Raw genomic sequence first — 25798 nt, forward strand, 5'->3', positions numbered from 1 at the left:
CCGGAGTTTCGGCATGCGTTTCGACCTGAAGACTTTCCAGTTTGTTGACGCCGAGCGCGCGCCTGACGCACTCGCCGTAGTCGCGGCCGACCGCAGCCTGACCTGGGCGCAACTGCGTGACGAAGCCGTGGCGTGGGCCGAACAGGCCCGTGAGCACGGTGCGGCGGCCGACGTGCCCGTGGCCATCTACGGCCACAAAGAGGCCTCGTTCTTCGTCGCCATGGTGGGCGCCTTGCTGATCGGTGCGCCGTTCGTGCCGGTCGATACCATCTACCCGCCCGAGCGCCTGCGCCGTATCGTCGACATCGTGCGCGCTGCCGCTGTCTACGACGCGGCGGCCCAGGGCTTCGAACCCGGCGACGGCGCCGAGCTGGCCGAGCGCGGACTGGCCTACGTCATGTTCACGTCCGGCAGCACTGGCGACCCGAAGGGCGTGCAGATCGGCCGCGAAAGCGTCGGCCTGCTGGGCGACTGGATGCTGGGAAGCTTCGGCCTGGGCGATGCGCCGATCTTCATGAACCAGGCGCCGTTCAGCTTCGACCTGTCCATGTACGAAGTGTTCGCCACGCTGGCCGCTGGCGGCACCTGCGTGCTGAATTCGCGCGAGCAGATCGGCGCGGCGGCTACCTGGATGCCGCGACTGGCCGCCAATGGCATCACGGTGTGGGTGTCCACGCCGTCGTTCGCGCACCAGCAGTTGGCCAATCGCGATTTCTCGCCCGCCACCTTGCCCACGCTGCGCACCTTCCTGTTCTGCGGCGAGCCCTTGCCGGCCGCGCTGGCCAAAAAGCTGCGCCAGCGGTTCCCGGACGCCGTGATCCTGAACACCTACGGCCCGACCGAAGCCACCGTGGCCACCACCTGGATCGACGTCACGGACGCGGTGCTGGCGGCCCACGATCCGCTGCCCGTGGGCTACGCCAAGCCCGATTGCGAACTGCGCGTGCAGGACGGCGAGATCTGCATCGTGGGCGACCACGTCATGCGCGGCTACCTGAACCGCCCGGACCTGAATGAGGCCAAGCTGTTCGTGGCTGAAGATGGCCGCCGCGGCTTCCGCACAGGCGACCTGGGCCAGATGGAGGCCGACGGGCTGCTGTTCTGCCGTGGCCGCATGGACGACCAGATCAAATTGAACGGCTACCGCATCGAACTGGCCGAGATCGACGAAGCGCTGCATGGCCTGCCGGGCGTGCAGGGGGGCGCCTGCGCGGTGCTGCGCCGGCCGGATGGCACGGCGGTGCGCCTGATCGGCTTCGTGGCCGGCGGGGCAACGGGCGAGGCGGATGCACGCTTTCTGCAGCCAGACGCCTTGTCGGGTTGGAAAGACCGCCTGGCCCTGCGCTTGCCACCCTATATGGTGCCGTCCGAACTGGTCGCCTGCCCGGCGTTGCCGATGTCGAACAATCACAAGATCGATCGCAAGAAGCTGATCGACATCTATGCCGCGATCCCGGCGTGATCCCGAGCGGGCAAGGCGCGAGCCTGCATCCCGCTCGAATTCAAAAAAAGGCCCAGGCGGAATGCCCGGGCCTTTTTTGTCAGTGCCCGCTGGCGTCTTGCCAGCGGCCGCCTATCCGGTGCGCGTCAGACGCCCACCACGTTGTAGCTCAGGCGGGCCAGCACCATCAGCACGATCTGGGCCACGATCAGCAGCACCAGCGGCGAGAAGTCGATCGAGGTGCGTGGCAGCAGGCGACGGACCGGGTCCAGCAGCGGGGCGGTCAGCGCTTGCAGCAGCGGCATCATGGGCGCCATCGGATTGACCCAGGACAGCACGGCCTGGATCAGGGTCAGCCACACGACCAGGTTCAGCGCCCATTTGGCCGCCATGAACAGGGCGCCCAGCAGGAACTTGGGCAGCAGCACGGCCGGCAGCAGGGCGCCCAGCGCGACCATCCAGATCAGCACCAGATAGGCCAGCGCCGCCAGCCAGGCCGCCACGATGCTGGTCCAGTCGATCTTGTTGCCGGCGGGGATGATCTTGCGCAGCGGCAGCACCAGCCAGTTGGTGGCCTGGTAGATGACGCGTGCCAGCGGATTGAAGGGGTGCAGTCGTATCGCGTGCATCCAGGCGCGGGCGATCAGGGCCGCGCCGAACAGCGTGAATGCGATTTCGAGCAGGAAGCGAAGGATTTCACCGAGCATGGACGCTATCTACCAAATAAAGACGGCTTTTATTGTCTCACGCCAAGGGCGCCGCGATAGTGTCCGGATGGCGGGATCGCCTTGTCGCGCAGCGGAAATGGGTGGGCCGTCGGGGCAATAAAAAACCGCCTGGCCAGGGCCAGGCGGCTTGAGGTACTGCTACCGATGTGGACCGGTCCGATTACGGACGGCCACCCGTCGGGAACGGCCACGACGCGGCGGGGTTCAGCGCGGTCTTCGCACCCGGCGCAGCAGCCGTGGACGGCGGCGTAGCGGGCTTCTTCGGAGCGGCTTTCTTCGCAGCGGGCTTCTTGGCGGCGGCGGGCTTCTTGGCAGCAGCCGGCTTTGCAGCGGCAGGCTTTGCAGCAGCGGGCTTCTTGGCAGCCGGAGCCTTCTTGGCTACGGCTTTCTTGGCAACCGCCTTCTTGGCAGCGGGGGCCTTCTTGGCAACCGCCTTCTTGGCGACGGCCTTCTTGGCTACCGCTTTCTTGGCGACGACCTTCTTGGCTACCGCTTTCTTGGCGACGGCCTTCTTGGCAACCGCCTTCTTGGCGACGACCTTCTTGGCCGCTGCCTTCTTGGCTACCGGCTTCTTGGCCGCAACTTTCTTGGCGACGGCCTTCTTGGCTACCGCTTTCTTTGCGACCTTCTTGGCTGCCGGCTTCTTGGCGGCAACCTTCTTCACTGCCGGTTTCTTGGCGGCGACTTTCTTGACTGCTACCTTCTTGACAGCGGCTTTCTTGGCCGGAGCGGCCTTCTTCGCTACTGCCTTCTTGGCGGCGGGCTTCTTCACCGCTTTCTTTACGGCTTTCTTGGCTGTTGCCATGGTCATGCTCCTTAGGTTCAGGGGTCCCAGAACTTAAACCCGTGCCCCGACTCGCCAACAAGGCGAACCGTGCCCGGGCTATTCATCGGCGCATGCCGCTGTTCTGTGCGAGCAACAGCTACTACGGTTTGCGCTAATGAATTCGGCACAGCCATTTGATATGGCCCCCGCTCCTTTGGCGCGAGCCATTTCAAATGGCGCCGGTGGGCAGTCTGATCACAGACCGCCTACCGCTTGTTCTACGTGTTCGAAAACACCCTGACCTGGGAGATCGCCTTCAGGCCTGGCGCGAACGCGACGCGCTTTCGAGCGTGCCCGCGCCGGACCCGATGGCGAACTACGTTACTCCCAGCTCAGCGTGCCACCAGTTTGGTATTCGATCACGCGAGTTTCAAAAAAGTTGCGTTCCTTCTTAAGATCGATCATTTCCGCCATCCACGGGAAGGGATTTTCTTCCTGCGGGTACAGCGGTTCGATACCGATTTGCTGGCAACGACGGTTGGCGATGAAGCGCAGGTAGGATTTGAACATGGGTGCATTCAAGCCCAACACGCCGCGCGGCATCGTGTCTTCGGCGTAAGCGTATTCGAGTTCGACCGCTTTGCGGAAGAGTTCTCGTATTTCTTCGCGGAATTCCGGCGTCCAGAGGTGCGGATTTTCGAGTTTGACGGTGTTGATCAGGTCGATGCCGAAGTTGCAGTGCATGGATTCATCGCGCAGGATGTACATGTACTGCTCGGCCGCGCCGGTCATCTTGTTCTGGCGGCCCAGCGCCAGGATCTGCGTAAAGCCCACGTAGAAGAACAAGCCTTCCATCAGGCAAGCGAAGACGATCAGGGACTTGAGCAGCGTCTGGTCGGCTTCGGGCGTGCCCGTCTTGAAGTTGGGATCCGCGATCGCGTCGATGAACGGGATCAGGAACTGATCCTTGGCGCGGATGGACGGTACTTCGTTGTAAGCGTTGAAGATCTCCGCTTCGTCCAGGTCCAGGCTTTCGACGATGTATTGATAGGCGTGGGTGTGGATGGCTTCTTCGAAGGCCTGGCGCAGCAGGAACTGGCGGCATTCAGGCGCCGTGATGTGGCGGTAGGTGCCCAGCACGATGTTGTTCGCGGCCAGCGAGTCGGCCGTGACGAAGAAACCCAGGTTGCGCTTGACGATGCGGCGCTCGTCCTCGGTGAGCCCGTTGGGGTTCTTCCAGAGGGCGATGTCGCGCGACATGTTGATTTCTTGCGGCATCCAGTGGTTGGCGCAAGTGGCCAGGTACTTTTCCCAAGCCCACTTGTACTTGAACGGCACCAGCTGGTTGACGTCGGTTTCGCCGTTGATGATGCGCTTGTCTGCAACCTTCACGCGCTGCGAGGTAGCGGCGCCGCTGGCCGCCAGGCCTGCCGCGTGTTCAGGCGCGGCGGGCGTGGGCAGGGCGGTGTCGCCGAACACGCCGGTCGCCGCCCGGACTTCGGGCGCAGCCTGCCCACCCGCCGCGGGTGCGGGGGCTTGTGCAGGTTGCGTGGCGAGGGTGTCGTCTTCCCAATTAATCATGATTCATTCTCCGGAGGCGGTTTATTGGCAGGCTTCGCACTCTTCGAAGCCGGGGTCACCCGGCCGCATGGTGCAAACCGCCCCGAGAACTTCGGGTTCCGGCAAAACAGGTGCAGCGGACACGGGGGCGGCGGTGGATTGACCGCCAGCGGTGACGGCGTTCAGTTCGCCGCCGCGTCCCGTGGACTTCTCGGCGCTGGTGGCGCCAAGGGTACGCAGGTAGTAGGTCGTCTTCAGGCCACGCTTCCAAGCCAGCTTGTAGGTGTCGTCGAGTTTCTTGCCCGATGCGCCAGCCATGTAGATGTTCAGGGACTGAGCCTGGTCGATCCACTTCTGACGACGCGACGCGCATTCAACCAGCCAGCTCGGTTCGACTTCGAACGCGGTGGCGTAGAGTTCGCGGAGTTCGGAAGGTACGCGATCGATGCGGGACAGGCTGCCGTCGAAGTACTTGAGGTCGGCGACCATGACTTCGTCCCAGAGACCGAGTTTCTTCAGGTCACGCACGAGATAATCGTTAACGACCGTGAACTCGCCGGAGAGATTCGATTTAACGTACAAGTTCTGGAAAGTGGGTTCGATGCACGCAGATACACCAATGATATTGGAAATAGTCGCGGTTGGGGCGATTGCGATGCAATTGGAGTTGCGCATGCCGTGTTGTTTGATGCGCGCGCGCAACGTATCCCAATCGAGCGTGCTCGATTCATCGACCTCGACATGACCACCGCGTTCATCACGCAGCATCTTCAACGTGTCTTGCGGCAAGATGCCACGCGACCACAGCGAGCCTTCGTACGATTGATAGCGACCACGCTCTTCAGCCAGCAGGCTCGAGGCCCAGTAGGCGTGATAGCACACCGCTTCCATCGAGCGATCCGCGAATTCGACGGCGTCTTGCGAAGCGTACGGCACGCGCATCATCTGCAGGCAATCCTGGAAGCCCATGATGCCCATGCCCACCGGACGGTGGCGCGCATTGGAATTGCGGGCCTTCTCGACGGCGTAGTAGTTGATGTCGATGACGTTGTCGAGCATGCGCATGGCGATGCTGACGGTGCGCTTGATCTTGTCGTGGTCCAGTTCGAAACCACCATTCGCGGCCGGCTTCATGTGGGCGACCAGGTTCACGGAACCCAGGTTGCACACCGCGATTTCGGATTCGTTGGTGTTCAGGGTGATCTCGGTGCACAGGTTCGAGCTGTGGACCACGCCGACGTGCTGCTGCGGCGAGCGGATGTTGCAAGGATCCTTGAACGTGATCCAGGGGTGGCCGGTTTCGAACAGCATCGACAGCATCTTGCGCCACAGGTTCAGCGCCGGCATCTTCTTGAACAGCTTCAGTTCGCCGCTGGCAACGCGCGCTTCGTAGCCGACGTAGGCTTCTTCGAAAGCCTTGCCGTATTTGTCGTGCAGGTCGGGGCAGTCGGACGGCGAGAACAGCGTCCATTCACCGCCTTCCATGACGCGCTTCATGAACAGGTCGGGAATCCAGTTCGCCGTGTTCATGTCGTGCGTGCGGCGGCGTTCGTCGCCGGTGTTCTTGCGCAGTTCCAGGAACTCTTCGATGTCCAGGTGCCACGATTCCAGGTACGTGCAGACCGCGCCCTTGCGCTTGCCGCCCTGGTTCACCGCCACGGCGGTGTCGTTGACGACCTTCAGGAACGGAACCACGCCCTGGCTTTCGCCGTTGGTGCCCTTGATGTGGCTGCGCAGCGCGCGCACCGGGGTCCAGTCGTTGCCCAGGCCGCCGGCGTACTTGGCCAGCAGGGCGTTTTCCTTGATGGCGTCGTAGATGCCTTCCAGGTCGTCCGAGACGGTGGTCAGGTAGCACGACGACAGCTGCGAGTGCAGGGTGCCCGAGTTGAACAGCGTCGGGGTCGAGCTCATGAAGTCGAACGACGACAGGATCTCGTAGAACTCGATCGCGCGGGTTTCGCGGTCGGATTCGCGCAGCGCCAGGCCCATGGCCACGCGCATGAAGAACACCTGCGGCAGTTCGATGCGGGTGCCGCGGATGTGCAGGAAGTAGCGGTCGTACAGGGTCTGCAGGCCGAGATAGCCGAATTGCAGGTCGCGCTTGGCGTTCAGTGCCTTGCCCAGCTTGGTCAGGTCATAGCTGGCCAGGTCGGGCGACAGCAGGCCGCCTTCGATGCCGCGGGCGATGAACGTGGGGAAGTATTCGGCGTAGCGAGCGCCCATGCCGTCTTGCGAGACTTCCTCGCCCAGCACTTCCTTGCGGATCGTGTGCAGCAGGAGGCGAGCGGTGACCTGGCTGTAGGCGGGGTCCTTTTCGACCAGCGCGCGCGCCGACAGGATGGCGGACTTGTAGACCTCGTCGACGGGAATGCCGTCGTACAGGTTCTTGACCGTTTCCTTCAGGATGGCTTCCGAATCGATGAATTCGGCCAGGCCTTCGCCAGCGGCGACGATGGTGGCGCGCAGTTCGGCGATGTCCAGCGGACGGCGGACACCCGCGTCCGTGACGTTCAGCACGTGTTCCTGCGGCGCGGCGTCGGTCTTCTGCTGGCCTTCGGCAGCAGCAGCAGCGGCGCGTTCCTGGGTGCGCTTTTCGCGGTAGAGCACATAGGCGCGGGCGACATCGTGCTGGCCCGAGCGCATCAGGGCCAGTTCGACCTGGTCCTGGATGTCTTCAATATGGAAGGTGCCGCCACCGGGGCGGTTGCGCACCAGCGCGTTGACGGCCTGGGACGTCAGCTGTTCCACCAGTTCGCGCACGCGGGCCGAGGCTGCGCCCTGGCCGCCGTTGACGGCCAGGAAGGCCTTGGTCATGGCGATGGCGATCTTGCTGGGTTCGAACCCGACCACCGAGCCATTGCGGCGAATGATGTTGTAGCTGGCCCATTGCCCGCCATTGGCGTCGGCCGGGGAATCGGTTTGAGAGGGCGGCACGGCCGAGGGCCGGGTCACAGAGGCGATCGTAGTCTGCATGGAAGCTCCTGTGCGAAAAGCGCGTAGATAGCGACATGACGACGTCATGTCAGGTACGAAATTGGATCTTATTGAGGGGGGTCGCAACGCTTGGACGGACGTATCCGTATGGCGTGGCCGACGAGAATCAGCGGTTAGGCGACCACAACATGTAGTGTAGCACCCCTCGTTGGACACTAATTCTAGTGATCGAGTACGACACCCACAAGAAGAAGATAGGACCAAGTTCCCAAAAGATTGTTACCAAATGCACCGGGCGCGCCTGCTAAGGCGCGCCCGGGACAGGACCGCTCAACGCGAGTGTTTATGCGGTTTTCCGCAGGGGTACATCGCGCGGGGCAGGCGCCGTATAGCTTTGCATCAAGCGAGCCAACTCTGTCCGGTACTTCTCGACGTTGGCTGCCTTGACGTGGCCGAAGCCGCGTATGGTTTCTGCAAGGGCGGCGATTGTAGCCGCTTGCGCGAGGGTGTCGCGATTCAACCCTGCAAGCAGCTGGTCTATGGTCTGGCGATACTCGCCGACCAGGGCGCGCTCCATCTTGCGTTCGGCCGTGTGGCCGAACGGATCGAACCAGGTGCCGCGCAGGCGCTTGAAGCGCGTGAGCAGCTTGAGTGCGGTCATGGTGCGCGGGCCCAGCGTGATCTTGCGTGGCACGCCGGTGCGCGGGTCCTTGCGGGCGAAGATCGGCGGGGCCATGTGAAAGCGCAGGCTGTAGTCGCCTTCGAACTGGCCTTGCAGTTGCGCCTGGAAGGCCTCGCCGGTGTAGAGCCGTGCAACCTCGTATTCGTCTTTGTAGGCCATCAGCTTGAACAGGCTGCGCGCCACCGCCAGGGCCAGGCGCGGCGTCTTGGCGTCGGGCGCCAGTTCGCGTTCGCGGGCCGCGACGCGTTCGACCACTTCGCGATACTGGCTGGCGTAGGCCGCGTCCTGGTAGGCGGTCAGGTCCTCGACGCGGCGGGCCACGGCGCGCTCGAACGTTTCGGGCACGTGCAACTGCACCACCTGGGCACGGGGGCGCAGCGCGCCGTCCAGCGCGTCGGGCTGGTGCGCGGCGAGGCGGCCGCTGTCGAACGCGGCCCGGTTGGCCGCAACCGCCACGCCGTTCAGTTCGATGGCGCGGTTGATGGCGGCCTGCGACAGCGGCACGCCGCCGCGCTGCCAGGCATAGCCCAGCATGAACATGTTGGACAGGATGCTGTCGCCGAACAGGGCCAGCGCCGCCTCGTGGGCGTCGATGGCGGCGGTGTTGGCCTCGCCCGCCGCGTGGCGGATCTTGGCCAGCAGGGCCTCGGGCCGCATGGCGGCGTCGGGGTTGCGGGTGAATTCGGACACCGGCGCGACGTAGGTGTTGACGGTGACGCGGGTGTGGCCGCGGCGCAGCGCGCCCAGCGAGTCCGGCGCGACCGAGGCGACCGGGTCGCACAGGATCGCGGCGTCGGCCTGCTGCCAGTCCAGCCGCACGGGGCCGGCGGGGGCGCCCGCCGGGGCCAGGCGGATATGGCTGACGACGGTGCCGCCCTTCTGCGCCAGGCCGGTCAGGTCCAGCACGGCGGCCGACAGGCCTTCCAGGTGGGCGGCCATCGAGACAATGGCGCCGATGGTGATGACGCCGGTGCCGCCCATGCCCGCGACCAGCATGCGGTAGGGGCGATCCAGCGCGGGCAACTGCGGCAGCGGCAGCTGCTGGATGAGCTGTTGCAGGTGTTCCTGGTCGGCCTTGGGGGCAGCGCTCTTGCGAGGCTTGCCGCCCATGACGGACACAAAGCTGGGGCAGAAGCCTTCCGCGCAGGAATAATCCTTGTTGCAGCTGGACTGGTCGATGGCGCGCTTGCGGCCGTAGGGCGTTTCCAGCGGCACCACCGACAGGCAGTTCGATTTCACGCCGCAGTCGCCGCAGCCTTCGCAGACCGCGCTGTTGATCAGCATGCGGCGCGCGGGGTCGGGGAACTGGTTCTTCTTGCGGCGGCGACGCTTTTCGGCGGCGCAGGTCTGGTCGTGGATGAGCACGGTGACGCCGGCGATCTCGCGCAGCTCGCGCTGCAGGGCGTCGAGCTCGCGGCGATGGTGCACCTTGATGCCGGGGCCCAGGTCCACGCCCTGGTATTTTTCGGGCTCGTCGCTGGTGACGACGATGCGGGCGACGTTTTCGCCGCGCAGCTGCTGGCAGATCTGCGGCACCGAGATCGGGCCGTCCACCGGCTGGCCGCCCGTCATGGCGACCGCGTCGTTGAACAGGATCTTGTAGGTGATGTTGGCCTTGGCGGCCACCGCCTGGCGAATGGCCAGGTAGCCGGAGTGGTAGTAGGTGCCTTCTCCCATGTTCTGGAAGATGTGCGGCATCCTGGTGTAGCGCGACAGGCCGATCCAGTCGACCCCTTCGCCGCCCATCTGGGTCAGGCCGCCGGTGTCGCGGTCCATCCAGGCGGCCATGTAGTGGCAGCCCACGCCGGACAGCGCCTGGCTGCCTTCGGGCACCTTGGTCGAGGTACTGTGCGGACAGCCCGAACAGAAGTAGGGCCGGCGGCGCATGCCGTCTGCGTCGTTGGACAGGGTGTCCTGGCACTCGAAGCCGGTCAGGTCGGCACCGGTCTGCAGGCCGGCGGTGCGCGACAGCCAGGCAGCCAGCGGGCGGGCCAGCAGCGACGGCCGCAACTGGCCGGCCGACGGCACCAGGGGTTCGCCGTCAAAGCCCTTCTTGCCGATGACGCTGGCGCGCTCGGGCAGGTTGAACAGCAGGTCCTTGAGCTGGGTTTCGACGACGGCGCCTTTTTCCTCGATCACGAGGATGTGCGACAGGCCGCGCGCGAATTCCAGCATGCGCTCGGCATCAAGCGGCCAGGTCAGGCCCGGCTTGTAGATGCGCACGGGCGCGTTGGCGGTGACGGTGTCCACGCCCAGCCGCGTCAGCGCCTCCATGGTGTCCAGGTGGGCCTTGCCGACGGTGACGATACCGACGGTGGCGCGCGGCGCCGGACAGGTCAGGCGGTCGATGCTGTGGCGGCGCGCGAAGGCGGTGACGGCCTTCATGCGCAGGTTCATGCGGGTTTCGACGGCCAGCGACAGGAAGTCGCGGGCGGAATATTCCAGCGCTTCGGGCGGCAGGTCGGGGTCGGCCGGCATGTCGTAGGCGACGATGGGCGCGGGCGTGAAGGAGTGGCCGCTTTCGATGGTTTCGGAGACGGCCTTGAAGGCGACCCAGGTGCCGGCATGGCGCGACAGGGCCCAGCCCCAGAGGGCGAAGGTTTCGTATTCGTCGATGGAGGACGGATGCACGATGGGCATCTGCCAGCCGATCAGGGACGCTTCGCTGGCGTGCGGAATGGACGAGGACACGGCGGTGTGGTCGTCGCCCACGACGACGAGCACGCCGCCGTGGCGCGAGGCGCCGGCGGCGTTGCCGTGGTGCAGGGCGTCGCCGGCGCGGTCGACGCCGGGGCCTTTGCCGTACCACATGGCGAAGACGCCATCGACATTGCGGTCGGCGCGCACGCCGGCCTGCTGGGTGCCCATGACGGCGGTGGCGGCCATGTCTTCGTTGATGCCGGGCAGGAACGAGATCTGGTTGGCGTCCAGCGCTTTCTGCGCTTTCCACATGGCCATGTCGACGCCGCCCAGGGGCGAGCCACGGTAGCCGGAGACGAAGCCGGCGGTGTTCAGGCCGCGCTCGCGGTCGATGCGGCGCTGGGTGAGCATGATGCGCACCAGGGCCTGGGTGCCGGTGAGAAAGATGCGGCCGGTCTCGCGGGTGAGGTTGTCGGCGAGCTGGTAATCAAGGTCCAGCTGGGGCTCGGCGGCGGGGGTACCGTCCATCGTGAATACTCCTGTAGTCGGCACCATGATAGGTTCGTGCAGCATCAGGTTTATTGCGTTTTTGGATCGTGCTATCCCTATAATTCGCAATGAATATTTCGTATTCGCGGAATTTCGACCCAAACAGGAGACAAAACGATGGACAAGACCGATATCGGCATCCTCAAGGCCCTGCAGGAGGACGGCCGGGCTTCGGCGCAGCAGTTGTCTGAAAAGGTGGGGCTGTCGGCGGCGCCGGTGTGGCGGCGGGTGAAGGCGCTGGAGGCGAGCGGGGTGATCCAGGGCTATAGCGCGCAGGTGGATCGCAGCAAGGTGGGGCTGGGGTGCATGTTCGCGCAGATCAGCCTGGAGCGGCATTCGGCGAATACGGTGGAGAATTTCGAGCGGTCAGTGCGGGATGCGCCGGAGATTCTGGAGTGCTATGCGGTGACGGGGGATTCGGATTTTCTGTTGAAGATTCTTGTTGAGAGTCCTGAGGCCTATGATCGGTTTTTGCATCGGTTTTTGTTCAATATGCCGGGGATTCGGCAGACTCGGACGATTGTGGCTTTGCGTGAGATCAAGCATGAGTTGAAGTTGCCGCTTTGAGTTCTTAAGGCGCGCGTGACGGGGCAGGCGGGGTGAGGGCGGGGCTACGATTGCGGTCCGGAGCCTTCGCTCCGGACTGCCCCGTACTCATCCTCGTCCTCGCCTTCGGCGACTCCTACGGATTCCCTCGGGCGCATCTACACGCCCCGCCCTCACCCCGCCTGCCCCGTCACGCGCTCTTGATGAGGCTTAGCCTCGGGCCCTGGGGCGAATCGTGTGCTTGGCGTGGTTGCCAAGATCGTTTTTTTGGGGGGGGGAGGGGGGGGGTGTTGGTTATGCTGGGCCAACTGCTTTTGGGGCGGTTGGCCTTTCTTTTTGGATCGTCTCTATATATAGAGCGCTTTTCGCGCGTCTTTATTGGGGTTGTATCCCCGAGATCTTGATCCATTCCTGCCAGCGGGCGGTGTCTTCCTTGACGAAGGTGTCGAAGCGGGGGGTGTCCATGGCTTCGGGGGTCAGGCCCAGGGCGCGGAGTTTATCGGCGGTGGCGGTGTCTTTTACCGCGGCTTGGGTGGCGGCGTTCATTTTGGCGACGATGTCGGCCGGGGTGCCGGCGGGGGCGGATATGCCTAGCCAGCCGGCGACGATGAAGTCGGGGTAGTAGGTGGACATGGTGGGGACGTCGGGCCAGGCGGGATGGCGTTTGTCGGCGGTGACGGCCAGGGGGGCGAGGCCTTTGCCGTCGATCTGGCCCATGGCGGTGAGGTAGTCGACGAAGGCGAAGCCGATCTGTTTGCCGCGCAGGTCGGTGATGATCTGGGTGATGTTCTTGTAGCCGGCGGCGCCGATGTCGATGCCGGCGCGCTTTTTGAAGAGTTCGGCGGGGACCTGGGAGGACGAGCTGTAGTAGCCGAAGAAGACTTCGCCGGGGTGTTTCTTGGCGTAGTCGACCAGTTCGGGCACGGTGCGGTAGGGGCTGTCGGGGGCGACGATGCCGACGGTGCCGAAGGTGCCGAGCATGCCGATCTGGACGAAGTCTTTCTGGGCGTCGTAGGGCAGGCTCTTGTACAGGAACTGGTTGGCGGCGTGGGTGGAGTTGGTGGACAGGAGGAAGGTGTAGCCGTCGGCGGTGGCGTTCTTGGCGGCGTTGGTGCCGACGATGCCGCCGGCGCCGGGGCGGTCTTCGACGATGACGGTCTGGCCGGTCTGTTTGCCGAGGAACTGGGCGAAGGTGCGGGCGGTGAGGTCGGCGGCGCCGCCAGCGGCGGACGGGACGATGAGGGTGATGGGCTTTTCGGGCCAGCCGGCGGCGTGGGCCGCGCCGGCCAGCAGCAGCGTGGCGCTGGCGAACAGGGCGCGCAGGGCGGTGCGGCGCGATGGGGGCGTGGCGGGATGGGTTGGGGTGCGGGTCATGCTTGTCTCCTGGCGGCGCCAATGGGCGCCGTTATCGTTTTGGGCTGAGGCGGTGCGGCTTTGCTGCGGGGGCTTGGGTTTTGGGTGTTGGCTGGGTGGGTGTCCGTGTTTCGGCGCCTTGTTCGCGGTCGCTATGTGCGCGGCAGGGTACGCAGGGCTGGCTCTGGCGCCTCGTTCGGGACTAGCCGAATCGCCGGCGGTGCCAGTCCAGGATGGCTGCGGCGCTGGCCTGCCAGTGGTCGCCGTACATCATGCAGTGCGGCTGTCCGGCAAGGACGGCGTGGTCAAAGCCATAGAAGCGGGCGATGGCGCGGTCTTGCCCGGGCGGGTGGCGGTCGTGCGAGTCCAGGCCGGCTTCCAGGCACAGGCCGGGGGCGGTGATGGCAGCGGGGTCGACGGGAACGCACAGCAGGTAGCGCTCGTTGAGCACCCGGGGGCTTTCGGGCGTGAGGCGGCGCATGACGGCGCTGACGTCGCGGTCGGGCGAGGTGGCGAGAAAGCGGGCGCGGACTTCGGTGGCGGCGGGAGGTTGGCGAACGACGTCTTCGGGGACGGGCGGCAAGGCCCGTGCGCCGGGCAGGTTGCCGGGCGGGGATGGCGCCATGAGGATGATGCCGGCGACGGGGCGCTGGGTGGCGGCGAGCAGGGCGGGGAGGGCGCCGACGCTGTGGCCGACGACGACGGTCGGGCCGTCCAGCGCATCGAGCGCGGCGACGACATCGTGGGCCAGGTCACTGACGCCGGCCTGGATGAAATTGGCGTCTCGGGGCAGCGGGCCGTGGCCGCGCACATCCACGGCGGCGCAGGGCAGGCCGGCGCGAGCGAAGTAATCCAGGTAGTGCGCGTAGCACCAGGCGCCATGGTAGCCGCCCGGCACGAACAACAGGCCGGGCCCGGCATGGGATGCGAAAGCGTCGGCGGGCCTGCGGGCGGGGGCGGCCCGGCCGATCAGCAGCCGGCCTTGTCCGACGTCATGGCTGGTCAGCCGGTCGGCCAGGCTGAAGTCCAGTGGATCGACATCGTGGGAAGCGGTGGGGGCGAGGGTGGTCGTCGTCATTGCGGCCATCTTAAGTGGCGGCCTATGATGAGAAAACTTTATTTTTCCTATAAATCGATAAGTTCTACAAAATCAGACCGCTCCATGCCCGCCTTGCCAGAACTGTCGATCACGCACTACCGCCACTTCCTGCTGGTGGCTGAATTGCGCAGTTTCCGCGCGGCGGCGGCGCGGGCGTTTCGCTCGCAGCCGGCGCTGTCGCTGTCGATCCGCGAGATGGAGCAGCGCCTGGGCCAGCCGCTGTTCGAGCGCGGCAATGGCAACGCGTTGACGCGGTTCGGGCAGGACTGCCTGCCGCTGGCGCGTGAACTGGTCGAGCATCATGACCGGGTGGCCGGCACCTTGTCGGGGCTGGCCAGCAACCAGGCCGGCACGCTGACGATGGCATCGGTGGCCACGGTGGCGACGCATTGGTTGCCCGAATTGGTGGCGACTTACCGCGCGCGCTATCCGGCGGTGGCGTTGCGCCTGTTCGACGACAACTCCGAAGGCGTCGAACGCATGGTGCTGGCGGGCGAGGTCGAACTCGGCGTGTGCAGCCCGGTGCTGCGGGACCGGCGTCTGTCGTTCGAGCCGCTCTTGCGCGACGCGTTCGGGCTGGTCTGCCATCGCGGCCATCCGCTGGCGGGCCGCAAGTCGGTGACCTGGCGCGAGATCGCCACCCTGCCGCTGGTGGGCACGGTGGCGCACCGGCAGTTGGCCGATTACCCGCAGGCGGCGTTCATGATGGAGCGGCAGGTGTTCGTGTCCAACATGATGTCGCTGCTGGCGATGCTGGAACGCGGCGTGGGGGTGACGGTGCTGGCGCAGTTGGGCGTGCCGCCCGAATCGCCCGGACTGGCCTTCGTGCCGCTGGCGCGGCCGCGCATCGAGCGTGAGCTGGGCATCACCCGACTGGCCGGCCGCAGCCTGTCGCCGGCCGCTGCGCGCATGGAAGAAATGCTGCGCGAAAAGGCTGCGCGCGGCGGTCGCACTGTCGTGTGAAACCAACGCATTTTTGCGTGTTAGCGCGGTAAAGCGGGCGCTTTTCCCGACGGACTGTTGCGCAATTGCACTTGGCGCGGATCGTCGTTGATTCTTCATGGACGCCTCTTTAGAGTGCGTGATGTTTGCTGCGCGAGGGGCGCGCCGATCTGAGCGGCGCGACGCGTCGACAGACGTGTTGAGGAAGTCATGAGCAGTGTGTATTTGCGTACGGCGGGCGTGGTCTGCGCCGTGTTGATCCTGGGGGGCTGTGTCGCCCGCAAACCCGCCTCCATTACCGAGGCCCAGCCCGAAGGGCCGCCCAAGCCGATGGCCTGCGTGCCGGCCAAGAGCGGCGATCCCATGGTCGGCACCTGGTATTCGAATTCGAAGCCGCGCGGCGTCAGCGGCGATTTCCAGGCCTTGACCGTGCTGTACGCCGACGGCCGCATGGCCTACGAAACGCAGCTCAAGATCGGTCGCAAGACGCGTCCGGCCCTGCGTGAAACCGGCTGCTGGAGCGTGGTGGACGGCATCTACACCATGCAGACCACGCAATCGAACGGCGAAATCGTCGATGCCGCCGATCCGATCTACGTCAACCGCTACCGCGTGGAAAAGGTCGAGCAGGCCAAGCTGACGCTGCGCGAACTGAAAAGCGGCGGCCAGGTCGTGACCGCGCGCCGCATGCCGCAGGGTTATCGCCTGCCATATTGAGGGCGGCTTCAGGCCGGAGGGCACGGCGAGCCGCCGGCGACGCCACGCCGTGCGGCCGCCTTTCCCGCCGGGCGGACAGGCGCCGGCCCGCGGCGTCGCCAAGCGCGTCCGGCTGGAGTATGGTGCGAACTTCGCCTTCCATCCCGCCGCCGGTCTTCCATGCCTGCCCTTTCCTCTGAAGCGCGCGCCATCGCGCTCCTGGCCCTGGCCGCTTTCGTCAGCGCCAGCGCCTTTCGCATCTGTGATCCCATGTTGCCCCAGTTGGCAGCCGAATTCGGTGCCACCACCGGGCAGGCCGCGCGCGCGGTGACCGCGTTTGCCGTGGCCTACGGCGTGCTGCAGATGTTCTTCGGTCCGGTCGGTGACCGCTATGGCAAGTACCGCGTTGTCAGCGTGGCGACCTTTGCCTGCGCAGTGGGCAGTGCCGGGGCCGTCGCGGCCGAGACGCTGGACATGCTGGTGGTGTGCCGCGCCCTGTCGGGGGCCGCGGGGGCGGGCATCGTGCCGCTGTCGATGGCCTGGATCGGCGACACCGTGCCCTACGAGCGGCGCCAGGCGACCCTGGCGCGCTTCCTGACGGGCACCATTCTGGGCATGGCGACGGGCCAACTGGCCGGCGGCCTGTTCGCCGACACCCTGGGCTGGCGCTGGGCCTTTGCCGCGCTGGTGTGCGGTTATCTCGTGGTGGGAGTGCTGCTGCACCAGGAAGTGCGGCGCCAGCGCCGCGCCGGGCTGGGCGTGGTGGATCCCAACGCGCCCCGCCAAGGGTTCGTGGCGCAGGCGCGCCAGGTGCTGGGCACCCCGTGGGCGCGGGTGGTGCTGGCCACGGTGTTCATCGAAGGTCTGCTGGTGTTTGGCGCGCTGGCTTTCGCGCCGTCGTATCTGCACGAACGCTTCGATATCTCGCTGACCGCCGCAGGCGCGCTGGTGGCGGTATATGCGGTGGGCGGGCTGCTCTACACGGTGGTGGCGGGTCGCATCCTCAAACGCCTGGGCGAACGTGGCCTGGCGGTGGCAGGCGGGCTGGTGCTGGGCGTGGCCTTCCTGTCGTACTGGCTGGGGCCGGTGTGGCTGTGGAGCCTGCTGGCCAGCGTGCTGGCCGGGTTTGGCTACTACCTGCTGCACGCCACCTTGCAGACCAACGCCACCCAGATGGTGCCGTCCGCGCGCGGCACGGCGGTGGCGTGGTTCGCGTCATGCCTGTTCATGGGCCAGGCGGCCGGCGTGGCGCTGGCCGGCGCGGTGGTGGACGAGGTCGGCGCGGCGGTGCTGTTCGGCGGCTCGGCCGTGCTGCTGCCGCTGTTGGGCGCGTTTTTCTCGCGTGCGCTGAAATCCCGGCCCCAGGCGGCGTAGCGGCGCCGAGGCCTCGCGACATGAAAAAGCCCCGTCCGGCAACGCCGTTCGGGGCTTTTTGTTGGGGCCTATGCCCGGCGCGGGGCCGGGCGCGGCATTCAGATCGCGGCCAGGCGCTTCTGCACGGTTTCCTTGCCCAGCAGCGCCAGCACGGCATCCACCGCCGGCGTCTGGGTCTGGCCCGTCACGGCCACGCGCAGCGGAATCGCCAGTTGCGGCATCTTCAGGCCGCGGTCGGCCAGCACGGCCTTGATCAGCGCCGAGATGGCTTCGCGGGTCCAGTCGGTGCCGGCGGCGCGCTGGGCGAAGTCGGCCAGGGCCTCGCGGGCGGCAGCGGTCAGGTGCTGCTCGACCAGTTCCGGGGCGGCCGGCTTGAATTCACCGCAGAACAGCATGGCGCCGTCGGCCAGTTGCTCGAGCGTTTCGGCGCGGTCTTTCAAGAGGCCCATGACGCCCGGCAGGTCGATCTTTTCCGGGTGGCCGCCGCGATTGGCCACGCGCGGGGCGACGCGTTCGGCCAGCTCGGCGTTGTCCATCTGCTTGATGTAGTGGGCGTTGACCCAGTTCAGCTTCTTGGGGTCCCACTGCGAGGCGGACTTGGACAGGTGGCGGGTGTCGAACCACTGCACCAGCTGTTCGCGGCTGAAGAGTTCGTCGTCGCCGTGGCTCCAGCCCAGGCGGGCCAGGTAGTTGATCATGGCCTCGGGCAGGTAGCCCTCGTTGTCGTATTCCATGACGTTGACCGCGCCGTGGCGCTTGGACAGCTTTTCGCCGTCCGGGCCGAGAATCATCGGTACGTGGCCGTATTCGGGCAGGGTGGCGCCCAGCGCGCGCAGGATGTTGATCTGGCGCGGGGTGTTGTTGACGTGGTCGTCGCCACGCAGCACGTGGGTGATGCCCATGTCCCAGTCGTCGACCACCACGCAGAAGTTGTAGGTGGGCGTGCCGTCCGGGCGGGCGATGATCAGGTCGTCGAGTTCGGTGTTGTCAAAGCTGATGGTGCCCTTGACCATGTCGTTCCAGGACGTGGCGCCTTCCTGCGGGTTCTTGAAGCGCACCACGGGCTGGCGGCCGGCCGGGATGGCGGGCAGCGTCTTGCCGGGTTCGGGGCGCCAGGTGCCGTCGTAGCGCGGCTTGTCGCCGCGGGCGCGGGCGGCCTCGCGCATGGCTTCCACTTCCTCGGGCGAGCTGTAGCAGTGGTAGGCGGTGCCGGCGGCCAGCATCTGCGCCACCACTTCGCGATAGCGGTCCATGCGCTGCATCTGGTAGAAGGGGCCTTCGTCAGGCTGCATGCCCAGCCAGTCCATGCTGTCCAGGATGGCCTGCACCGCTTCCGGCGTGGAGCGTTCGACGTCCGTGTCTTCGATGCGCAGGACGAAGGTGCCCTGGTGGTGGCGCGCGAAGGCCCAGGAGAACAGCGCGGTGCGGGCGCCGCCCAGGTGCAGGAAGCCCGTCGGCGAAGGCGCGAAGCGGGTACGGATGGGGGAAGAGGCGTTGGAAGTCATAGGTGGCAATGATAGCGGCTGCGGCGCCACAAAGCGGCGTCGGGCAGGGTCCACATCAAGCGGACGGCGGGGTTGTCTTGTTACGATGAACGGTATTTTAGATGAGCGCCCGCCCACGACATGCTGCGACACGCACTTGCCCCGATGTTCGAACCCAGTTCGCTGGTGATCGTTGCCGACCGGCCCCTGCCGGCGGCGGGCTCGCTGTCGCCGGCGCTCAAGGCGCGCACCACCTTCGTGGCCTGTGAAACCGGCGCCGCGCCCGACCTGCCCGGCACGCTGCAAGGCCTGGCCGCGGGCGAGCGCCCCGATCTGGCCCTGGTTTGCGTGTCGCCCGCCGTGCTGCCTGAAACGCTGCGCCGCCTGTCGCCGCTGGCGCCGCGCTCGGTCATCCTGCTGCCGCATCCGCTGCCCGATCCGTATCCGCGCGGCACCCTGGCGCTGTGCCGCGCCTGGGCCGAAGAAAACCGCTGCGAGCTGCTGGGCCCGCGCTCGTTCGGCGCCCAGCGGCCCCATGCCGGCCTGAATCTCAGCCAGCATCCGGTGCTGGCGCGTGCCGGCCGGGTGGCGCTGCTGGCGCAGTCGCGCTCCATCATGGCGGCCGTGATGGACTGGGCCGAAGACGTGCACATCGGCTTTTCCACCGCCGTGTCGCTGGGCGACGAAGCGGTGGTGGGCCTGTCCAAGGTGCTGGACTACCTGGCCAGCGATCCGCGCACCGACAGCATCGTGCTCTACCTGGAAGACGTCGGGCCGGCACGCGAGTTCATGAGCACCCTGCGGGCCGCGGCCAGCGTCAAGCCGGTCATCGTGCTCAAGGCGGGCCGGGCGGACACCGACAGCGCCGACGCCATCTTCGACGCCGCCCTGCGCCGCGCCGGCGCCGTGCGGGTGCGCTACTTCGTGCAGTTATTCTCGGCCGTGAAGGTGCTGGGCTATACCCGCCGTCCCAAGGGCCGGCGGGTGGCGCTGATCTCCAACGGCAGCGGCCCCCCGCAATTGGCCATGGACCTGATCGGCCCGGACGCTGCCGTGCTGCGCGCCGACCTGGCGCCGGCCACCCAGCGTGCGCTGGCGGCGATGCTGGAGCCCGACGCGGCCAGCGCCAACCCGGTCATCACCTACACCCCGCTGACGCCCGAACGCATCCGCGCCATCCTGGACACCGTGCTGGACGATGCCGGCGTGGACGGCGTGCTGGTGCTGCTGGCGCCCGATGCGCTGGCGGACATGCCCGCCGTGGCGCGTGAACTTGCGCTGATCGCGCCCAAGGCCAAGAAGCCCGTGGTCACGTGTTTCATGGGCGACGCCGGCATGCGGCCGCTGCGGCGCATGCTGGACGACGCCGGCACATCGGCCTTCCGCACGCCCGAATCGGCGGCCGATGCCTTTGGCGTGCTGGCCTCGCACCACTACAACCAGCAACTGCTGCTGCAGACCCAGCCGCCCGAACCGGCCACCCACGTGCCCGACCTGGCCGCCGCGCGCGACATCCTGGCGCGGGTGCGGGCCGATTGCCGGCGCGAACTCAATACGTCCGAGGTCCGCGCGCTGCTGGCCCTGTTCTACGTGCCGCTGCGCGACATGCCGGTGGACGTGGCGCTGGGCGAGCCCGAATCCCGCCCCATGGCCATCCGGGTGCGGCGCGATCCGCAGTTCGGCCCGGTCATCCGCTTCGGCGCGGGCGGCCCGGATGCCGTGCTGTCCCAGTCCGATCGCGGCATGGACCTGCCGCCGCTCAACGGCTTTCTGGCGCGCCAGCTGATCGAACGCAGCCGCCTGTGGCGCAAGGTCCTGGCGCCGCGCGTCGGCCACCAGGCCGCCGAGGCGCTGCAACAGGCGCTGGTGCTGGTGTCCGAGCTGGTGTCCGAACTGCCGGACATCGAAACGCTGGACATCGACCCCCTCTACGCCGGCGAAACCCATCTGCGCGCCGGCGGCCTGCGCATGACGCTGACCGACAAGCCGGGCTGCGAATCGCCGCAGACCACCGGCTATCCGCACATGGCGATCCACCCGTACCCGGCCCGCCTGGTGCAGGTGCGCCGCTTTGCCGATGGCATTCCGTGGGTGCTGCGGCCGATCCGCCCGGAAGACGCCCAGCCGTTGCAGGAATTCATCCGCGGCCTGTCCGAACGCTCGCGCTACATGCGCTTCGTATCGATGATGCGCGAGCTGACCCCGCGCATGGTGTCGCGCTACACCCAGGTGGACTACCACCGCGAACTGGCCCTGGTGGCCGCCACGCAGGTGCCCAACCCGGCCAACCGCGGCCATCCGCGCGAGGTCCTGGTCGGGTTTGCGCATTATTTGCGCAATCCGGACGGGCGCGGCGCGGAATACGCGCTGGTGATCGGCGACGACTGGCAGCGCCGCGGCCTGGGCCGTCAGCTGATGACCGCGCTGATCGACGCGGCGCGTGAGCAGGGGCTGGAATACATCGACGGACTGGTGCTGTCGACCAACCGGCCCATGCTGTCGCTGATGACCAGCCTGGGCTTTACCAACGACGCGGACCCCGAAGACCCGACCATGCGGCGGGTCTGGCTGAACCTGGGCTGATGCGGGGCGGCGGATGCCGCCATGCGCCGGCCGGGTTCGCGCAGGGCATTCAGGCGGTCTTGCGGGCCGCCTGCGCCGGGGTCAGTCGCGCTGCCGTTTCGTCCACCGACAGCACGTCGCCAAAGAACAGCAGCCAGCCATGCAGCGCGTGCTCGTGCTCGGCCGGCGTCACCGCGGCCAGCGCGTCGTCGACCATGATGGTGCGAAAGTCGCGCATCATCGCGTCGCGGGCGGTGGACTCGCAGCACACGTTGGTGACCGTGCCGGCGATCAGCAACGTGTCCACGCCGCGTCCGCGCAGCAGCGGCTCCAGTTCGGACGAACCCGGCGCCATGGCGCTGTAGAAGCGCTTGGTCACCCGCAGGTCGCCGGCATCGGGCCGCAGGTCCGGATGCAGCGCGTAGCCGGGGGAGTCGCGCCGCAGGGTTTCCAGGCGCCGCGCGCTGCGCTCCGGCGTCAGCATCACGCCGTGGTGGTGCGACCAGAAGGCGTCGGCGTTGTCGGACGCGGTCTGCACCCACACCACCGTGCCGCCGGCCGCACGCACCGCGTCGCACAGGCGGTTGACGGGTTCGATGATGCCGCGCGCGGCGGCGCATTCGCCCTGGTAGCCGGGCAGGGTGAAGTACTGCTGCATGTCGATGACCACCACGGCGCAGCGTGCGCCGGGCAGCGTGTCATAGGGGTGCAGGCAGCCCTGGCGGGCAATGACGCGGTCCTCGACCCATTGCGGAATCTGCATGGCGGCTCCTTATCCGTAGCGCCGCGCCACCGCGGCTTCGATGCGGTACACCACCAGGTACATCACGCTGGAAATCAGCGCCAGCATGGTGATGGCGGTCATGACGATGTTCAGCTTGAAGACCTGGCTGCCGTTCATGATGAGAAAGCCCAGGCCCGAATCGGCCGACTGGAATTCGCCCACGATGACGCCCACCAGCGCCAGGCCGATGTTCATCTTCACCGCGGCGATCAGCGTGGGCACGCTGCCGGGCAGCACCACCTTGACCAGCACCTGCCAGCGGCTGGCGCCGAAGGTGCGCGCCAGCTTGACCTTGTTCAGGTCGATGCCGCGAAAGCCCGCATACACCACCATGATGGTCACGAACACGGCAATCGCGACGGCCATGCCGTATACCGCGTAGTCGGACCCCAGCCAGAGGTAGAAGATGGGCACGAAGGCGATCTTGGGCATGGCGTTGGCCACCACCAGGAACGGGTCCAGCACCTTGTACAGAAAGTCCGACCACCACAGCGCCGCAGCCACCACGATGCCGATCACCATGCTGAGCGTGAAGCCGACCAGCGTGGCCGACAGCGTGGTCATGATGTGGTGCGCCAGGTTGCCGTTGGTCCACAGCTCGATGAAGGTAGGCCACAGCGCGCTGGGGTAGCTGGTCAACAGCGGGTTCAGGATGTGCATCCGGGGCAGGATTTCCCAGGCGCATAGAAACACGACCAGCAGCAGCACCTGGGCCAGGCGGATGTTGCGGCGGCGGGCGCGGTCGCGCCGCAGATAGTCCAGGTATTTCTGGCTGGGCGCGGGCACGGCGCGCAGCGGCACGGTGTTGGCGATGGGTGCATTCACGGCTCAACCCTCCACGTGGACGTCAAGCTCGTCCCAGAGCTGCTTGAAATAGGTATTGAATTCCGGCCGCGAGCGCGCCTGGAACGGCGTGGGGCGTGCACCGTCGCCGTAATGGATGCGGTACTGGCTCTTCAGGCGGCCGGGGCGGCGCGACAGCACGATCACGCGGTCGGTCATTGCGATGGCCTCGCCGATGTCGTGCGTCACCAGCACCACGGTCTTGCCTTCGCGCCGCAGGATGTCGACCACCTCGTCGGAGATGGCCAGCCGGGTCTGCGAATCCAGCGCCGAAAAGGGTTCGTCCAGCAGGATCACGTCGGGTTCGGTGACCAGCGTGCGCGCCAGCGCGGCGCGTTGGCGCATGCCGCCGGACAGCTGGCGCGGCGTGTGTGTCAGAAAGGCGCCCAGCCCGCATTTTTCCAGCAGATGCACGGCGCGCGCCTCGCTGCGGGCGTCGCGCCGGCCCTGGATCTCGGCGCCCAGCATCACGTTGTCCAGAATCGTGCGCCATTCAAACAGGTAGTCCTGCTGCAGCATGTAGCCGATGCGCGGATTGGGCTCGGTGACCGCCTGGCCATCGATCATCACGGCGCCGGACGTAGGCGTGATCAGGCCGGCAATCAACGACAGCAGCGTGCTCTTGCCGCAGCCGCTCTGCCCGATCAGGCTGACGAACTCACCCGGCGCCAGCGCGAACGACACCTGCGACAGGGCCTCGGTCTCGCCTTCCGGCGTGAAATAGCTGAGACAGACATCGCGCAGCTCGATCTTCGCCGTGGCCGCTTCAGGTTTCAGGTTATGGACGACGGCGCTCATCACGGGGCCTTTTTGGCAAAGTCAGCCACCACCACGTCTTCGTATTTGACGCGGCCGCTTTCCTTCATGACCGCGCTGGCGATCAGCATGTCCTGCAACTGGTTCATGGCGTCGGCCGTCACCAGGGGCGAGGTTTTCCAGATCTGGTATTGCTTGTAGCGGTCGATCGCGTCCGTCACGGCCGCGGCGTCCATCCCGGGGAAATACGTCATGATCTGCGGCGCCAGCGTGGCGGCCGGCGTGTCCTTCACGTACTTCTCGGCCCGCGCCACCACGTTGGTCCAGGCCTGGATCACCTTGGGGTTGTCGCGAATGTATTTGTCGGTGGCGGTGAATACCGTGTAGTCCACCTGGCCCACTTCATGGCCCACCGAGGCCACGATATAGCCCTTGCCGTTGCGCACCAGCTCGCCCGCCTCGGGCTCCAGGAAAATGCCGTATTCGCCCTGGCCGGCCATCCAGGCCCCAGCCCGCGCCGGAATGCCGATATTGTTCAGCAGCTTGACGTCCTTTTGCGGGTCCAGTCCGTGCTTGCGCAGCGCGGTTTCCAGGAACACGATGGGATTGGACCCGGGCCGAAAGCCGATCACCTCCTTGCCTTTGAGCATGCTCCAGTCGAATTTCTCGACCGGCTTGCGCGCCAGCAGGAAAAAGCCGTCGGTGGCCGTCAGCCCGGCAAAGATCTTCGGCTTGACCGGCGATTCGCTGTTCTGCACGTAGATGGACGCCTCGGGGCCGATCAGCACGATGTCGGCGCTGCCCGACAGCAGGGCGGTCATGCCCTTGTCGGTGCCCTGCGAGGTCTTCATCGATACGTCCAGCCCGGCGTCCTTGAAGTAGCCCTGCGACAGGGCCACGTATTTGGGCACGTAGAGAATGGAGCGCACCACCTCTTCGTAGCGCACCTTCACAGGGGGGGTGAGCGCTTCGCCGTGGGCGGCGAAAGGGATGAGCGCGGGTGCAAGCGCGGCAAGCAGCGCCGCGGCTGCCAGGCGGGGCAATGGCAAGGGCTTCACGGGACTTTCTCCTGCGTCTGAATGCCTCGCCGAAAACCCGGCGCGACACGGCCAATGGGATGGATCGACTGCAACAACAGGGAAGCCCGAACCTGCGTCGCCCGGGCCGATACGACGTGGTTTGAATACTATATTCAATACCAAGGGGCGACAAGGATTTTGGGATTGGCGTTTTTCCCTAGGAGAGGGCGCCTGTCAGCCTCCGAAGAACCGGCGCTGGAATACCACTTGGTATACAGAAAGGGGGAGGCGCCGATGGGATGGCGGTCGGGCGGCCCGTGCGGATCGCCCGCGGCGCGTGGTGTTACCCGGCCAGGAGGACGTCGTTCAGAAAGCGCGAGATGTCCGCCACTTCTTCAGCGCAGACCGAATGTGGCATCGGGTAGGTGTGCCAGCGTACGTCGTAACCCAGGCGCTGCAGTTCGGCCAGCGAGGCCTGGGCGCGCGGCAGCGACACGACCGGGTCGTACTGGCCATGGGCCAGGAAAATGGGCGTGTGCTGGTTGGCCGGGGCGCGTTCGGCTTCGGCGGTGTCCAGCAGCGGCAGGTAACCCGACAGCCCCATCATGCCGGCCAGCTTTTCCTGCAGGCGCAGGCCTGTGTGCAGGGTCATGGCGCAGCCTTGCGAAAACCCCGCCAGCACGATGTTCGACGTGGGAATGCCACGCGCGTTTTCGCGGGCGATGAGCTTCTTGATGGCGGCTTCGGACGCGCGGATGCCCTTGGCGTCTTCGACCCGCACCAGATCCATCACCAGGATGTCGTACCACGACCGCATCGCCATGCCGTTGTTGATGGTGACGCGCTGCACCGGGGCGTTCGGGAACACGAAGCGCACCGCGGCGCCGGCCGGCAGGTCCAGTTCGGGCACGATGGGCGCGAAATCGTTGCCGTCCGCGCCCAGGCCGTGCAGCCAGATGACGGCGTGCGTGGGAGTGGGGGCGGTTTCGATCTCGATGCAATCGAGCAGGTCGGTCGGTGCGTTCATGGACGGCGGGGGG

The 25798-nt window shown here is 66.5% G+C and carries 19 protein-coding genes; 6 read left to right on the plus strand and 13 right to left on the minus strand.

The genetic code is table 11. The features are described 5' to 3' along the window. Nucleotides 1–13: 13 nt before the first annotated feature. Complete coding sequence (locus tag ACUDP5_RS02955) at nt 14–1462, plus strand: D-alanine--poly(phosphoribitol) ligase (protein ID WP_445658127.1); 1449 nt, start codon at nt 14–16, stop codon at nt 1460–1462. 125 nt (nt 1463–1587) lie between these two features. Here ACUDP5_RS02955 and ACUDP5_RS02960 read toward each other — a convergent pair whose 3' ends face one another. The 5 genes from ACUDP5_RS02960 to ACUDP5_RS02980 all read right to left on the minus strand — a co-directional run bounded on the left by ACUDP5_RS02960 (nt 1588) and on the right by ACUDP5_RS02980 (nt 11279). Further along, nucleotides 1588–2148: a YggT family protein gene (locus tag ACUDP5_RS02960; protein WP_445658128.1), complete on the minus strand. Its 561-nt coding sequence runs from the start codon at nt 2146–2148 to the stop codon at nt 1588–1590. 181 nt (nt 2149–2329) lie between these two features. Continuing rightward, nucleotides 2330–2974 carry a histone H1-like DNA-binding protein gene (locus tag ACUDP5_RS02965; RefSeq protein ID WP_263914352.1) on the minus strand — a complete coding sequence of 215 codons (645 nt, stop codon included), beginning with the start codon at nt 2972–2974 and terminating at the stop codon, nt 2330–2332. A gap of 342 nt (nt 2975–3316) precedes the next feature. Next, entirely contained in the window at nt 3317–4516 is a 1200-nt protein-coding gene (locus ACUDP5_RS02970) for a ribonucleotide-diphosphate reductase subunit beta (protein WP_263914351.1), read from the minus strand. 21 nt (nt 4517–4537) lie between these two features. Beyond that, on the minus strand, nt 4538–7468 hold the full coding sequence (locus ACUDP5_RS02975; protein ID WP_263914349.1) for a ribonucleoside-diphosphate reductase subunit alpha: 2931 nt from the start codon (nt 7466–7468) through the stop codon (nt 4538–4540). A 304-nt stretch (nt 7469–7772) separates the two neighbouring features. Beyond that, entirely contained in the window at nt 7773–11279 is a 3507-nt protein-coding gene (locus ACUDP5_RS02980) for an indolepyruvate ferredoxin oxidoreductase family protein (protein ID WP_263914348.1), read from the minus strand. Nucleotides 11280–11417: 138 nt separating this feature from the next. On the opposite strand from ACUDP5_RS02980, the gene ACUDP5_RS02985 reads away from it, so the two are divergent. After that, nucleotides 11418–11867: an Lrp/AsnC family transcriptional regulator gene (locus tag ACUDP5_RS02985; protein WP_049071146.1), complete on the plus strand. Its 450-nt coding sequence runs from the start codon at nt 11418–11420 to the stop codon at nt 11865–11867. Nucleotides 11868–12221: 354 nt separating this feature from the next. Here ACUDP5_RS02985 and ACUDP5_RS02990 read toward each other — a convergent pair whose 3' ends face one another. After that, on the minus strand, nt 12222–13220 hold the full coding sequence (locus tag ACUDP5_RS02990; protein ID WP_263914346.1) for a tripartite tricarboxylate transporter substrate binding protein: 999 nt from the start codon (nt 13218–13220) through the stop codon (nt 12222–12224). Nucleotides 13221–13401: 181 nt separating this feature from the next. Further along, nucleotides 13402–14277 carry an alpha/beta hydrolase gene (locus ACUDP5_RS02995; RefSeq protein WP_445658129.1) on the minus strand — a complete coding sequence of 292 codons (876 nt, stop codon included), beginning with the start codon at nt 14275–14277 and terminating at the stop codon, nt 13402–13404. An 84-nt stretch (nt 14278–14361) separates the two neighbouring features. On the opposite strand from ACUDP5_RS02995, the gene ACUDP5_RS03000 reads away from it, so the two are divergent. The 3 genes from ACUDP5_RS03000 (at nt 14362) to ACUDP5_RS03010 (ending at nt 17310) form a co-directional block, all read left to right on the plus strand. Further along, nucleotides 14362–15261, plus strand: a complete 900-nt coding sequence (locus ACUDP5_RS03000) for a LysR family transcriptional regulator (protein WP_263914343.1) — start codon at nt 14362–14364, stop codon at nt 15259–15261. 189 nt (nt 15262–15450) lie between these two features. Next, entirely contained in the window at nt 15451–15957 is a 507-nt protein-coding gene (locus ACUDP5_RS03005; protein WP_025137607.1) for a hypothetical protein, read from the plus strand. A 159-nt stretch (nt 15958–16116) separates the two neighbouring features. After that, nucleotides 16117–17310 carry an MFS transporter gene (locus ACUDP5_RS03010; protein ID WP_445658130.1) on the plus strand — a complete coding sequence of 398 codons (1194 nt, stop codon included), beginning with the start codon at nt 16117–16119 and terminating at the stop codon, nt 17308–17310. Nucleotides 17311–17408: 98 nt separating this feature from the next. On the opposite strand, the gene gltX is transcribed toward ACUDP5_RS03010, so the two are convergent. Next, the gene (gene gltX, locus ACUDP5_RS03015) at nt 17409–18815 is read right to left on the minus strand and encodes a glutamate--tRNA ligase (protein ID WP_263914340.1); all 1407 of its coding nucleotides are present in this window, start codon (nt 18813–18815) and stop codon (nt 17409–17411) included. 120 nt (nt 18816–18935) lie between these two features. Between gltX and ACUDP5_RS03020 the strand changes: the two genes are divergently transcribed. After that, the gene (locus ACUDP5_RS03020) at nt 18936–21377 is read left to right on the plus strand and encodes a GNAT family N-acetyltransferase (RefSeq protein ID WP_263914339.1); all 2442 of its coding nucleotides are present in this window, start codon (nt 18936–18938) and stop codon (nt 21375–21377) included. A 49-nt stretch (nt 21378–21426) separates the two neighbouring features. Here ACUDP5_RS03020 and ACUDP5_RS03025 read toward each other — a convergent pair whose 3' ends face one another. The 5 genes from ACUDP5_RS03025 to ACUDP5_RS03045 form a co-directional block, all read right to left on the minus strand. Continuing rightward, the gene (locus ACUDP5_RS03025; RefSeq protein ID WP_445658131.1) at nt 21427–22119 is read right to left on the minus strand and encodes an isochorismatase family protein; all 693 of its coding nucleotides are present in this window, start codon (nt 22117–22119) and stop codon (nt 21427–21429) included. Nucleotides 22120–22128: 9 nt separating this feature from the next. Further along, nucleotides 22129–22965, minus strand: coding sequence for an ABC transporter permease (locus tag ACUDP5_RS03030; RefSeq protein ID WP_445658132.1), 837 nt, complete (start codon nt 22963–22965; stop codon nt 22129–22131). Nucleotides 22966–22968: 3 nt separating this feature from the next. After that, the gene (locus tag ACUDP5_RS03035) at nt 22969–23781 is read right to left on the minus strand and encodes an ABC transporter ATP-binding protein (RefSeq protein ID WP_263914335.1); all 813 of its coding nucleotides are present in this window, start codon (nt 23779–23781) and stop codon (nt 22969–22971) included. Beyond that, entirely contained in the window at nt 23781–24797 is a 1017-nt protein-coding gene (locus ACUDP5_RS03040; protein WP_445658133.1) for an ABC transporter substrate-binding protein, read from the minus strand. The genes ACUDP5_RS03035 and ACUDP5_RS03040 overlap by 1 nt, the downstream gene beginning before the upstream one ends. A 304-nt stretch (nt 24798–25101) precedes the next feature. Then, nucleotides 25102–25785 (minus strand): alpha/beta hydrolase, encoded by a 684-nt coding sequence (locus ACUDP5_RS03045; protein WP_263914332.1) that lies wholly within the window; start codon nt 25783–25785, stop codon nt 25102–25104. Nucleotides 25786–25798 lie beyond the last annotated feature (13 nt).

The sequence above is a fragment of the Achromobacter sp. NCFB-sbj8-Ac1-l genome (assembly GCF_052695805.1).